The organism is Solibacillus sp. FSL K6-4121, from assembly GCF_038002585.1.
Taxonomy (GTDB): domain Bacteria; phylum Bacillota; class Bacilli; order Bacillales_A; family Planococcaceae; genus Solibacillus; species Solibacillus faecavium.
In genome coordinates, this window is record NZ_JBBOCS010000002.1 from 1379792 (window position 1) to 1393920 (window position 14129).

The window sequence follows — 14129 nt, forward strand, 5'->3', positions numbered from 1 at the left end:
TAGTTTCTTTAAAAACTTCTGACATTTATATTTTGCGACTTTAATGTTTAAAAGTGTCATGTCATAATTCCCTTAACTTTTTATTATATTTTAAAAACATTTCCCTTTTTCGATGAAGATAAACAATCCACATATTATAAAGTATTTTGAAGTCAAACAAACTTTAATACAACAAAAAACCAGCTATTTTCATTCAGAAATGAAAAAAATAGCTGGTTTTATTATTCATTAAAATCATATGGAGAAATGTCATTCATGCCTATTAATGGATGAATATACGGTGCAGTTTCCACTGTTAAATGATTCGGTAATGATTCTCCGATTTTATGTGAGGAGGTAGTATTTAGTAGACCTAACTGTTCAGAAGATGTTTTTGATTGTTTTTTTTCACTAATTCCTTCTGTTTTTACCTCTTTTTCCGGTATTTCATTTACTTCCTGTATTTCTGTAATTTCAGGATCAAGTCGAGCCTTTAATGTTGTTAGTCGTGTTAAATCATCATTTTTGGCTAAGCCATTCGCTAATACATCCGGCTCGCCGCATAATATTAAGAAGTTTTTTGCGCGTGTTATTCCGGTATACAGTAAATTTCTACGTAGCATTTTAGAGTAGCTGCGTACTACCGGCATAATAACCGTTTGAAATTCCGAGCCTTGGGATTTATGAATTGAACAGCAATATGCCAATGTTATTTGATTTAAATCAGCACGTTGATAGGTCACTTCAATCCCATCATAACTTACGATTAATAAATCCTGCTTTTCTACTGTTTCCTTTGCTCGAATAATGGAAATCACTTCACCCATGTCACCATTAAATACATTATTATCCGGCTGATTCACTAGCTGCAGTACTTTGTCCCCGATACGGTAAATCGTATCACCGAAAACAAGTTCTTTTCTTGTCCCATCATTCGGATTGACAAGCTGCTGAATTTCTTTATTTAAATTATCGATGCCTGCAGGACCTTTGTACATCGGCGCTAAAACTTGAATATCTCGAATTGCCTGACCTTTTGCAAGCGCACCTTTTACAACTTGTGTGACAACGCTCGTTACTTGTCCGGCTCCTGCCTGAATAAACGAGCGGTCCGTTGTTTTTGTAGTCAATGAATCCGGAACTTTGCCCTTTTTAATTTGATGGGCCATCTCGATAATTGTAGATCCTTCCGCCTGACGGTAAATATCCGTTAATTCGACGGTCGGAATTTGCTTAGATGCAAGCAAATCCTTTAATACTTGTCCAGGACCTACAGGCGGTAACTGATCCTGATCTCCTACAAATACTACCTGTACATCTTCATGAAGCGCTTTAAGCAACTGATGGGCAAGCCACGTGTCTACCATTGACATCTCATCGATAATGATAAGACGACCGACAACTTCACGCTCCGTTTCCTCATCCTTTTCCTGACCATTAAATCCTAATAAGCGGTGAATCGTCATCGCTGGTAAACCTGTTGATTCGGCTAACCTTTTTGCTGCCCGACCAGTTGGTGCTGCCAGGACAATAGGAAACGGCTCTTCTTTTTCCGCATAAGTTTTTGGATTCAATGATAATCCATGAAGTTCTGCATAAACTTCGACTAAACCACGCACAACGGTCGTTTTCCCTGTACCTGGACCACCTGTTAAAATCATAACGGCAGAGTTAAGAGCGGTTTCAATAGCGAGTGCTTGCGTAGGTGCATATGTCACATCATACTGTTCTTCAATATCACCAATTGCTTTACGAATTTCATCACGCGAAAAATTCTCTGCTTTTTTATTTTTTTCTTTGAGCTCATTTATCTTGCTGGCAATGCCGACTTCACTAAAATACAGAGAAGGTAAATACATACGGGTTTCTTCACCACAAATTTTTGACTCTTCCCGCATATCAATCGCTGCCTTCGAAATTGCTTCGTATGGAATTTCAATACGCTGACTTTGCTCAAGCATTTCTTTAACCATTGGAAGAACCATTTCTGCATCCAAGTAGACATGACCTTCTGATAATGCTGCATTTGTCAGTACATGAAATATAGCCGCTTTTATACGGTCCGGGTGATTTCCCGTTATCCCTAGCTTCGCACCAAGTTCATCGGCACGAATAAAACCGACCCCTTCTACTTCTTCAATAAGCCGGTAAGGATTTTCTGTTAATAAACTTAAGGTTTCTTCCCGATAGGCCTGATATATTTTCATACCAAGCTGTGGTCCAAATCCCCACTCATTGAGGCGAACCATTACCCTCTCTAACCCTAAATTTTCTTCGATTGTTTGACGAATGAGCAACTTCTTTTCAGCAGATAAACGAGGAACCGCATCAAGTGCATATGGATCTTCTAATATTTTGGTTAACGCATCCATACCCAACTTTTCAACAATTATTTCTGCCGTTTTCCGGCCTACCCCTGAAAATAAGTCGCTTGATAAATAATGGACAATACCTTGCTCTGTTGTCGGTACTTCTTTTTCAAATGTTTCAATTTGAAATTGCATCCCGTATTTCGGATGACTTTTCATTTGTCCGGTGAATCGATAAAGTTCATCGTCTACTAACTTCGGAAAATAGCCTACGACAATAATTTCTTTCTCATCATACTGAAGGTTTGTTTCTTGTATTTTGACACGAACAATGGAGTACATATTCGTTGTATTATGAAAAATTGTTACAATAGGTCGACCTAAAATAAATAGCTTATTTATGTCAAACAAATTTAGATTTTCCGCCATTTTCATGCCACGCTTTCTAATAATTGTATGCTCATTTTATCATACACGCAGCGCCCTGTCTTACTATATAACGCATGACTTGTTGCGTCTGATTTTTCTATTAATTTGGCACACTAAAATGTTATGATAGGAATAGATTTCAAGAGAAAGTAGTGAAGAACATGAACTTTAGACCTTGTATTGATTTACATGACGGGAAAGTTAAGCAAATTGTCGGGAGTACGCTTGGATATGATAATAAAGAAGTCATTGAAAATTTCACATCGGATCAAGATGCCTCGTATTTCGCTTCATTATTCCAGCAAAATAAACTAACAGGCGGACATGTTATTATGCTTGGTCCTGGGAATGAGGAAGCAGCAATTCGTGCATTACATGCATATCCAAATGGACTGCAAATTGGTGGCGGCATTACTGCAGAGAATGCACAAAAATATATCGAATCCGGTGCATCACATGTCATTGTCACTTCATATATTTTTCACGATGGATTGCTTGATCTAAATCGATTGGAAAACTTAGTTGAAAAAATCGGGAAAGAACATCTTGTCATTGATTTAAGCTGCCGCAAGCGCGATGATAAATGGTATGTAGTAACAGATAAATGGACAAAATTCAGTGATTTTGAAGTAAATGCACAATCGATAAAAGACATTGAAGCATATTGCGATGAGCTGCTTATTCACGCAGTGGATGTTGAAGGAAAACGCGGAGGCATGCAGGAAGAATTAGTACGTGATTTGGCTGAATGGACAACGATTCCAACAACATATGCTGGAGGAGTTCGTTCGCTTGATGATTTAAAAAAGTTTGAAGCCATTTCAAACGGTAAATTACATGTAACGATCGGGAGTGCACTGTCCATATTCGGTGGGGATTTGGATTTCCAAACAGTTGTTAATTACTGCGAAGGCATAAGTGAATGACGTCATAAGACTATGAAATAACGTGAAGAAAAGGCTGTTATAGGAAGTTGTTTACTTTCCCAAAACAGCCTTTATTTTATATATTGGACATGAGTCGTTTCGCAATCATTTGAAATTCTTCCGGACCGATTCCCGGAGCAAATTCTTCCGGTAATTCGTCTAAATCCGGCATTTTTGCACCCTTTGGCATTCCTTCCTCTACAATGAGGGGAGCATTCGTCCATGGATGTGGTCCTTTCCAAATTTTATTGATATCCTGATAATCTCCTACGTAATTCCACGTAAACAGTACATTTCCATATCCTCGATCTTCATACTTCCGCGCATGATCAAATACATGATTATCAAGGCTAGGTATCGGAAGCATCTTCGTTACATCCAATCCTGTTGCCATCTCAATTGCTTTTGCATAAGCAACAACATGTGTTCCGCCGCGTACTAATAAATAGCCGATCATTTCACGTGCTGTTGGATGATCAGTCATTTCATATACACGCATTTTATGAGTACGTGCTCCACATTCCAAAAAGAAATTATGCAGTAAATCAAGCACTAAATTTCCACTTGAAAATACATATTCGCCATTCCATGGTTTCCCCATCGAATCTACAGGTAAAGATGTTTGTGCAGATGCAATAAAACTTTGTGTATTGCGCATATTTTTAGCGTTCATCATCGGAGCAAGATTCGGGTTTCCGGAAAACGTTGTATCTTTGCTTAATAAATTGATGGTAGTGGCAACGAGTTCAACATGTCCAAACTCTTCTGCTGTAATACTCGCAACTAAGTCATAAAAAGGCTTTAGTTTTTTCTTTCCTCGGAAGTTGAACGACTGATACATATAGTTATTGAGAGTCGACATCTCCCCGAATTTCCCGCCTAACAGTTCTTGTACAGCACTCGCTGCATTTGCATCACCATATTCAACTTGTGGTAAATCAATTGCTAAACGATTAACGCGTTGAAACAATAAAGCACCCCCTAATTGTCATAGTAAGCTTATGACAATTAGGGGGTGCATAGACCAAATCATACTTTATTTTTTCAAAAACGGCATAATCGATACAATTTTATCAATCCGAATATAAAACGGTGTTTGGCAAACATCAAGCACAATATAATCTGGACAGATAGCTGCTAGAACTCCTTGTTGAACTCGATTCCCATCTTGTTGTACCGCAACCATTTGACCTAAATAATTTTGAATTGCTTCCAACCAATAAGCGTTAGGAAAAGTACTCATTTGAACCAAAAAATCACTCCTTTGTATGCATACTGTACAATATGCTTTCAAGGAGTGATGCGTTCATTGATTATTTAGCTTTCGACTCAATAGTAATTGTAACTGGTCCGTCATTAATAAGTGCTACATCCATCATTGCACCGAAAACGCCTGTTTCAACATGTAAGCCATGTGCTTTTAATTGTTCATTAAAAGCATTCCATAAAGGCTCAGCCTGCTCTGGTCTTGCTGCTTCCACGAAGCTCGGTCGTTTTCCTTTACGTGTATCAGCATATAAAGTAAATTGGGAAATGGATAAAATGTCGCCGCCAACTTCCAGTATAGAACGATTCATTTTCCCTTCATCATCTTCCCAAATGCGCAAATCAGTAATCTTTTTTGCCACATAGGCAATATCCTCTTCTGTATCGCTATGTGTAATGCCGACTAACAGCACGTAACCTTTATCAATGGCACCAGTTTTCTGTCCGTCCACTGTTACCGAAGCCTGTTTTGAACGTTGTAGTATTACTCGCATAACATAACCTCTATCTATAAATTAATTAATGACACGTTGTACCGAATAAATATCCGGAAGCTGCTTTATTTTCTCCACTACTCGATGAAGCCCTGAAATATTTGTAATCGCTATTGTTAAATGGATCGTAGCAATCTTTTCACGATCAGCTCTACCTGTAACTGCTAAAATATTTGTTTTCGCTTCACTTACTGCGTGCATCACATCATTTAATATACCAGGACGATCAAACGCAGAAATCTCGATATCTACCGGATAATCTTTGCGTATTTGTGTACCATCATTTTCCCATTCCACTTCAATAAGACGTTCTAAGTTGCCATCTTCCTGAATATTAGGACAATCAGCTCGGTGTACCGATACACCTCGACCTTTTGTAATAAACCCGACAATATCATCACCCGGTACCGGCGTACAACAGCGTGAAAGACGAATTAATAAATTATCAATCCCTTTAACAATAACACCAGATTCAGTACGTTTTTTAGGTGTAGGATTGTTCATGCTTTTAACGATTTTTTCGAGCGCTTCTTCCTGTTCACGCTCTTTTCGCATCTTCTCAGCTAATCGGTTGACGATTTGTTGGGCTGTAATCCCGCCGACACCAACAGCTGCATATAAATCATCTTCATGTGTATAGTTAAATTTATCAATAACGCGTTTAATATTTTCTGGAGTTAAAACTACCTTCATATCAAACTCTTGTGCTTTTATTTCTTTATCTACAAGCTCTTTACCTTTAATTACACTTTCTTCACGCACATGCTTTTTGAAAAACTGTTTTATTTTATTTTTTGCTTGGGAACTTTGGGCAATTTTAATCCAGTCACGGCTTGGCCCAAATGATTGCTTTGAAGTTAAAACTTCCACAATATCCCCTGTTTTTAATGGAGTATCAAGAGGCACCATTTTGCCGTTAACTTTTGCACCGATAGTTTTATTTCCGACTTCAGAATGGACACGATACGCAAAATCGATTGGGACAGAGCCCGCCGGAAGTTCGATAACATCCCCTAATGGCGAGAATACATAAACCATATCTGAAAATAAATCGAATTTTAATGATTCCATAAATTCTGCCGCATTTGATGATTCGTTTTGGAATTCCAGGATTTCGCGGAACCACGTTAATTTTTGGTCTATATTTTCCTTACTTCGCTCGACTGTTTTGCCTTCTTTGTATGCCCAATGTGCGGCGATACCAAATTCAGCAATTTTATGCATTTCCTTCGTACGAATCTGAACTTCCAATGGATCACCATATGGACCAATGACCGTTGTATGCAAAGATTGATATAAGTTTTGCTTTGGCATCGCAATATAATCTTTAAATCGGCCAGGCATTGGCTTCCATAATGTATGGATAATACCAATAACTGCATAACAGTCTTTAATACTATCGACTAAAATTCTTACAGCCAATAAATCATAAATTTCATTGAATTGCTTCTTTTGAAGAACCATTTTCCGATAGATGCTATATAAATGTTTTGGACGACCATAAACATCCGCCTCAATTTCAACTTCCTGAAGTTGCGAATTAATTTCATCCATTACATTGTCTAAATAGGCTTCACGCTCATCACGCTTTTTCTTCATCAAACTAACAATCCGGTAATATTGCTGGGGATTTAAATAGCGTAATGCCGTATCTTCCAGCTCCCACTTCACTTTCGAAATTCCTAAACGGTGCGCTAAAGGAGCAAAAATTTCCAGTGTTTCCTGTGAAATGCGACGTTGTTTTTCAGCCGGCAAATGTTTCAATGTTCGCATATTGTGTAAACGGTCTGCCAGTTTAATTAAAATGACACGGATATCCTGAGCCATAGCGACAAACATTTTTCGATGGTTTTCTGCCTGCTGCTCTTCTTTTGACATGTATTTAATTTTCCCAAGCTTCGTTACACCATCAACAAGCTTGGCAACTTCTTCACTAAATTCATTCACTAAATCTTCACGTGTTACTTCTGTATCTTCTACGACATCATGTAAAAATCCAGCGGATACTGTTTCAGGATCCATTTGCAGTTCTGCCAAAATACCTGCTACTTGTACTGGGTGAATAATATATGGTTCTCCAGAGCTCCGGAACTGCTCTTTATGGGCTTCTTTTGCTACCTCATATGCTTTTACAACAAAGGTAACATGTTCTTCGTTCATATAAGATTTGACGAGCTCGAAAACATCTTCGGGCGCCAATATTTGTTCTTTCGCCATCATTAGTCCACCTGTTCTTTTAATTTTCGCAATAAGTATAACTTCAATTGTATAAAAGATAGCTACTAAATGTAAAGACACGCGGTCATTTAGTTTTGCAGAAAGTCGAAATTTGTAGAATTATTGAACAGCTAATAGCAATTAATTTCATTGAAAAAAAAACTATCTCACATAAACATGCGAGATAGTTCGATAATAAATTAATATTGAATTAATGTTTTAATCGGAACAGATCCGATTTTGTTACGGCCATTTAATTCTGTAAGCTCAATAATAAATGCAGCGCCTACAACCTCGCCGCCTAATTGCTCAATTAAGCGTACAGTTGCTTCTACTGTACCACCTGTTGCAAGTAAATCATCACAGATTAAAACCTTTTGACCTGGTTTAACAGCATCGTTATGCATTGTTAACGTATCTGTGCCGTATTCCAAACCGTAATCTGCAGAAATGACTTCACGAGGTAATTTACCTGGTTTACGTACTGGTGCAAAACCGATTTCTAAAGCATAAGCTACCGGACAACCGATAATAAATCCGCGCGCTTCTGGACCAACAATAATTTCTGCGCCAACTTCTTTTGCATATTTAACAATTTCATCAGTTGCATATTTGTATGCAGGACCGTTATCCATGATTGTCGTAATATCTTTAAAGCTGATGCCCTCTTTCGGCCAGTTTTCAACTGTTGTTACGTATTGTTTTAAATCCATTCTTCCTATGTCCTCCTCAAGAACTCAATCGTTCATTAAACCATTGTTTAAGCTCGCTGTATGTAGCATATACAAGCTTCTGCTCAAGCTCGATTTGTTGTGAACGCATTTTATATGACGGGGCTTCTGACAATGCTTGTTTTGGTACATTTTCATTTACTGTCGTCAGACCATTCTCTATTGTAACAAATCCTAGCTCAAAAAACACTGTTGTCATAAATTTAATTACTTCCATATTTAGGCCAATATGTTCCGACAATTTCTGAATGTGCTCATTTAAGTTAAAAGCAGGACGTTTTTTTAAGAAGCCATAATACCATTTGAAATGATCTCGTGTCGGCATTCCGTTAAAATAAGCAGATTGATCCGTATGGAAATGTGCATAAATCCGTTCAATCTGTACTTTATTTAGTATTTTCTCCAACAGTAAAAAGTTTTCAGGTAAATCAAGCAAAACAATATTTTTATGAAGCGTTAAGGGATTCACCTCATCTGTAAAGTGTATAATCTCTTTTGGAATCGCTTGTTCAAAGTGATCTTTCGTCTGTTTAAAAAACGCAATAAAATCCGTTTTTTCAATATTGACCTTCGCTACCCAATTGCTTGTTTGACTTTTTCCACGATAGTCATATAGTTGCCACTCATTAATACGTACATCCTGGACCATAAATTGCGGCTTTTTATTACCTTGCCACTCATTAATTTGTAAATCCCCTACTAAAGATAAAGCGATGCCATAGGATATTTCGTCATGTAAATAACCTTTATTAAAACCGATTGCATCTAATGAATTGTAAGCATCCTCCAACTCCATCTTCAAATGATTTTCAGCTGACCCAATTTTTCTAAGCGATTTTGCTTTCACATTTTGAATAGCAAAAATCGGTTTTGGAAATTCCGTACCAAAAGGCGCTAATTTACGTATTTCCTGTATTGCATCAACTGTAATTTCATTTAAATCAATAGGAACATCAATTTGCAATTTTTGTACCAGTTGCTCCTCCGATAAACATGCTTTAGCCTGTTCATTTAAACGTGTTCTCAAAGCTTCGACATGTTCAATTGGCAATGTCATACCTGCTGCCATCGGGTGTCCACCGAAATGAGGTAAAATATCGCGATTTTTCGCCAGTTCATTGTACAAATGAAACCCTTCGATACTACGGGCAGAACCTTTTGCAATTCCTTTTTCATGATTAATGGAAAGAACAATAGTCGGGCGATAATATTTTTCCACTAATCGGGAAGCCACAATACCAACAACCCCGGGATTCCATCCTTCTCCAGCAACTACTAAAACAAGCGATTGTTTTAAGTCCTCATTATTTTCAATCATTGAAATCGCTTCATTGCTAATATCCTCAACTATTTTTTTGCGTTCAGTATTTTTATCATTTAACTGTTTTGCAAGGTCATTTGCCTGCAGCGGATCTTCACTCATCAAAAAATGCACACCTGGCTCTGCACTTCCTAAGCGACCGATCGCATTTAACCTAGGACCAAAATAGAATCCTACAGTTTCTTCATTAATCTCTCTTTGATTGGTTCCTGACGCCTCACACATTGCTTTTACCCAAGGGTTTGTAGACTGTTGTAACGCTTGGAGACCTCGCTGTACCAAAAAGCGGTTTTCCCCGACTAGAGGTACTAAATCGGCAATCGTCCCAATTGCTACATATTCAAATAAATGATCAGGTATCTCGCCATATAAAGCATGCGCTAGCTTAAAGGCTACCCCCACTCCAGCAAGCTCTCCGAATGGATAATGTCCTTCAGGTATACGTGGATGAATAATAACATTTGCGTCTGGTAATACATCCCCTGGCTCATGGTGATCAGTAATGATAACATCCATCCCGAGCTCCCGTGCTACTTTCACTTGTTCGATGCCACTAATACCATTATCGACAGTTATTATTAAATTTACGCCATCTGCATATGCTTTTCGGAAAAGTTCTTCATTTGGACCATACCCATGTGTAAATCGATCAGGAATAACAAAGCTTACATCTGCCCCTATATCAAGTAAGGCATTCATTAACACAGTCGTACTTGTAATCCCGTCCGCGTCATAATCTCCATATACTAAAATCTTTTCCCCGTTCTCTAATGCTTCTTCAATACGAGTAATGGCTTCTTCCATTCCCGCCATTAAAAAAGGATCATGGTACTGACTTTCATCAATTTTTAGTAAGGAGGCTGCCTGCTCTGAATCTTCACAGCCTCTTGCAATTAAAATTTTTGCTGCGATAGATGAAATATTTAATTGTGAACTTAGTTGTTTAATAAGTTGTTCATCTTGTTCCTCTATTTTCCAAACTTTTTGTGATTGTATCATATATATTCACTTCCTCATGCAGTACATTATACCGAAAATCACGTGCGTTTCCTAAAGATAATTTCGTAAAATACCATTCTAATATAGGGTTTAGAAGAGATAAATTTACACTTAAAAAAGTGCTATCTAAAAGTTTATCACTTTTAGATAGCATAACATTGAAGAATTCTATTATTTTGTCCATTCTTTATTTGTATCATATTCATCCGGAATCTCTTTTACTTTTAATGTAGATTCATCACGCTTACGTAATTCCTCTTTTAAACGTAGAATTTCAGCATCCTTTTCATTTAACAAAACACGTGTATCATCCAGGTCTTTTTTCACTAATTTTGTTTGACGCTTGCTCCCTAACATTCGAAATGCCGAAAAACAAAAGCTAATAATAAATCCGACTAACACTGATCCTAAAACCACTAAAATTAATGGCCAATTGGCTTCTCCGAAAATATAGTTTACCGGGACACTGTCTACATTTACCGTAGCAAAAATAGCGATAATAATAGCAAAAATAAGGCCTACAACTAATGTCCATTGTATTTTCATAAAATGCCCTCCTTTAATGGTGTATCCATTAAATGTTATTCCTTATATCGTTTTAACGTAAACAAAAAGCATGCAATTTTGTCTTTAAACAAAATTGCATGCTTTCAATACTATTATACTTGTGGCTCGTCTGAACCCCATTGTTTTTTCTCTTTTTTCACAACAGATGTACCTTTTTTATCCATTTCGCGGCATTTCAGTGAATACCAAACTTGTGCTGCGATACAGATAGAAGAATAGATACCTGTAACTAAACCAATTAATAAAGCGATTGAGAAGTTCTGAATTGAAGGAGCACCTAGGAAAATAAGTGCTATTACAACAACAATAACCGTTAATACGGTGTTAACAGAACGACCCATTGTTTGACGAAGAGATTTATTAACAATTAATGCCAGATCTTCTTTCGTCGTAATTTTTTCTTGACGATCAATATTTTCACGAATACGGTCAAACGTTACAATTGTATCGTTAATAGAATACCCAACAATTGTTAATACCGCTGCTATAAATGTAATGTCTACTTCCAAACGTAATATACTGAAAATCACGACAATAAAGAATACATCATGCAATAATGACATAATAGCACCAAGACCCATACGCCATTCAAAGCGAATAGCTACATAAATGATTATTCCTATTGCAGCTAACGCTAAAGCATACATTGCATTTTTGGCAAGCTCTTTACCGACCGTTGCTGAAACTGTACTTAAGCTTGGCTCTTGACCAAATCTCTCATTTACCTGTGCTTTAAAGTCAAGTACCTCTTGTTGCGAGAAGTCTTCTTTATAACGCATTACTGCCATATTCTGTTCATCGCCAGAGATGACTACATCGTTATTTTCAAACCCAATCTCATCTAAATAATCGATAACTTCCTGTTGTGTTAATGCTGTATCTGATCCAATTTCCACTCGTGTACCTTGAGAGAAATCAATGCCGAGATTCAGCTTAAATACACCAAGTACTACAATACCAACTACTAAAATGATTGTAGATAACGCGTAAAACTTTTTACGATTTCCAACAAAGTCTAGTTTATCGAATTTCGTAGTTAAATCCAATGAAGTAATTCCTTCATCAAGTGAATGTTGTTTTGATCTGTTAATCCCAAACCATGCTGGATTGTTGAAGTAACCGCTGTTTACAAGCAGACCTTGCAACATACGAGAACCCCAAACAGCTGTAATAAAGGATAATAAAATTGAAATAATTAATGTTGTTGCAAAACCTTTTACAGAACTTGTACCGTAATAGAATAATACTACTGCAGCAAGCAACGTTGTTAATTGTGCATCAATAATTGCTGATAAAGATTGTTTAGAACCCATTTTGTAAGCATCTTTTACAGAATGACCAACTCGTAATTCTTCACGAATACGTTCAGCTGTTAAAATGTTCGCATCTACGGCCATCCCGATACCTAATACAATTGCGGCAATACCTGGTAATGTTAATACGGCATTAATACCGTTAAAGACGATTAACACTAAATACGTGAATACCGATAATGTAATAATGGAGATAAACCCTGGTAAACGGTAGTATAGCAGCATGAACAAGAAGATTAACAGTACGCCGACAACGCCTGCAAGTACTGTATCATTTAATGCGTCTTCACCAAACTGGGCACCAACCGATGTTGAGTATATTTCTGTTAATTTTACAGGTAAAGAACCTGCATTTAATACAGATGCAAAGTTTTTCGTTTCTTCTACTGTGAAGTTACCCGAAATCATAACATCTGTTGTATTTAAAACTTGCGTTACTGATGCAGCTGATTGATATTTTTGTTCGCCAGGCGGCTTTTGACTTTCTGCAGCGTATGAATCTACGCCCTCTTCAAAATCCAACCAAACAACTAATAGGTTATTCGGAGCACCCATGCTCATTACTTTTTGAGTAACTTCAGCAAATTTTGATGCATCTTTTAAAGTTAATGTTACGATTGGCTGATTTTGCTGGTCAAATGACGCAGCTGCGCCACCTTCCTTTAAATCCGTCCCATCGAGTAAAATATTATCGTTTACATCACGGAATGTTAAATTCGCTGTACTTGATAAAAGCTCACGAGCAGAAGCTTGATCTGCTAAACCTGCAAGCTGTACACGAATTCGGTCTTCTCCTTCAATTTGAATGCTTGGCTCACTAACCCCGAATGCATTAATACGATTGTTTAATGCAGTTGTTGTATCTGCCAATACACTTTGTGTAATGTTTTGTCCATCCACAAGAGATTCCACTTCATACAGTACTTCAAATCCACCTTGAAGGTCCAAACCAAGCTTTACGTCGTCTAAAACCTTCTCTACCGTTGTGCCCATCCCTGTAAATAACAATGCTACTACTAGGATAAACGTAATGATACGGTTTGCTAATTTCATTAAAAAATCCTCCTCAATATCACAAGAAAAGCACTGTGATGTAAAACGTAAAAATAACTACAAAAATCTATGTATCTATAGCACAAATTTTTTATCGCTTTTTAAAAATAACATCGATACTTTAAAAAGCGCAACACTCTCATTATGAAACAGCTTGTGGAAACTGTCAAATTATTACTAGATAATTTGTTTTTTTATACTATACCTTTTATCCCTATTCTTTAAGAGGATGAAATAACCCTTGAAGCTCTTCCTCCGAAAGTTTTAATTTTAATTCATTACGTTTAAAATCGCTAATTTGCACATAATTTAGTACTTCTGAAGCGGTAGTGCCAAAAATGCCAGACGTTAACTCATGTAATCGTAAGTTCTGCACATCTTGTTTGCGCCAAACTTTGTCGACACAATATTTCCATAAATCCTGTTCTGTTAGAGCATCATATCCATAGTAATGGAATTCCTCAATTTTGTTCGTCAATATAAGCTGAACTTTTTCGTAAAGACTGAAAAATGGAATTTGCATTT

The 14129-nt window shown here is 37.1% G+C and carries 11 protein-coding genes; 1 reads left to right on the forward strand and 10 read right to left on the reverse strand.

From position 1 onward, the window contains the following. Positions 1 to 221 precede the first annotated feature (221 nt). Entirely contained in the window at positions 222 to 2717 is a 2496-nt protein-coding gene (recD2, locus tag MHH95_RS16625; RefSeq protein ID WP_340728526.1) for an SF1B family DNA helicase RecD2, read from the reverse strand. A 161-nt stretch (positions 2718 to 2878) separates the two neighbouring features. On the opposite strand from recD2, the gene hisA reads away from it, so the two are divergent. After that, entirely contained in the window at positions 2879 to 3643 is a 765-nt protein-coding gene (gene hisA, locus MHH95_RS16630) for a phosphoribosylformimino-5-aminoimidazole carboxamide ribotide isomerase (protein ID WP_340728527.1), read from the forward strand. A gap of 76 nt (positions 3644 to 3719) precedes the next feature. Here the strand turns inward: hisA and MHH95_RS16635 are convergent, their stop codons facing one another. The 9 genes from MHH95_RS16635 to MHH95_RS16675 all read right to left on the reverse strand — a co-directional run bounded on the left by MHH95_RS16635 (position 3720) and on the right by MHH95_RS16675 (position 14127). Continuing rightward, positions 3720 to 4613: a manganese catalase family protein gene (locus tag MHH95_RS16635; protein WP_191700328.1), complete on the reverse strand. Its 894-nt coding sequence runs from the start codon at positions 4611 to 4613 to the stop codon at positions 3720 to 3722. Between the two features lie 66 nt (positions 4614 to 4679). Beyond that, positions 4680 to 4886: a YuzF family protein gene (locus MHH95_RS16640; RefSeq protein ID WP_225223674.1), complete on the reverse strand. Its 207-nt coding sequence runs from the start codon at positions 4884 to 4886 to the stop codon at positions 4680 to 4682. Between the two features lie 70 nt (positions 4887 to 4956). Further along, positions 4957 to 5403 (reverse strand): D-aminoacyl-tRNA deacylase, encoded by a 447-nt coding sequence (gene dtd, locus MHH95_RS16645; protein WP_191700330.1) that lies wholly within the window; start codon positions 5401 to 5403, stop codon positions 4957 to 4959. 21 nt (positions 5404 to 5424) lie between these two features. Beyond that, positions 5425 to 7620 (reverse strand): RelA/SpoT family protein, encoded by a 2196-nt coding sequence (locus tag MHH95_RS16650; protein ID WP_340728528.1) that lies wholly within the window; start codon positions 7618 to 7620, stop codon positions 5425 to 5427. A gap of 200 nt (positions 7621 to 7820) precedes the next feature. Further along, a complete protein-coding gene (locus MHH95_RS16655; protein ID WP_191700332.1) occupies positions 7821 to 8333 on the reverse strand; it encodes an adenine phosphoribosyltransferase in 513 nt (170 codons plus the stop codon). A 16-nt stretch (positions 8334 to 8349) separates the two neighbouring features. Continuing rightward, positions 8350 to 10671, reverse strand: a complete 2322-nt coding sequence (gene recJ / locus MHH95_RS16660) for a single-stranded-DNA-specific exonuclease RecJ (RefSeq protein WP_340728529.1) — start codon at positions 10669 to 10671, stop codon at positions 8350 to 8352. Positions 10672 to 10842: 171 nt separating this feature from the next. Then, positions 10843 to 11217, reverse strand: coding sequence for a LapA family protein (locus MHH95_RS16665; RefSeq protein ID WP_340728530.1), 375 nt, complete (start codon positions 11215 to 11217; stop codon positions 10843 to 10845). 113 nt (positions 11218 to 11330) lie between these two features. Continuing rightward, the gene (gene secDF / locus MHH95_RS16670) at positions 11331 to 13604 is read right to left on the reverse strand and encodes a protein translocase subunit SecDF (protein ID WP_340728531.1); all 2274 of its coding nucleotides are present in this window, start codon (positions 13602 to 13604) and stop codon (positions 11331 to 11333) included. 214 nt (positions 13605 to 13818) lie between these two features. Continuing rightward, positions 13819 to 14127 (reverse strand): post-transcriptional regulator, encoded by a 309-nt coding sequence (locus MHH95_RS16675; RefSeq protein ID WP_340728532.1) that lies wholly within the window; start codon positions 14125 to 14127, stop codon positions 13819 to 13821. Positions 14128 to 14129 lie beyond the last annotated feature (2 nt).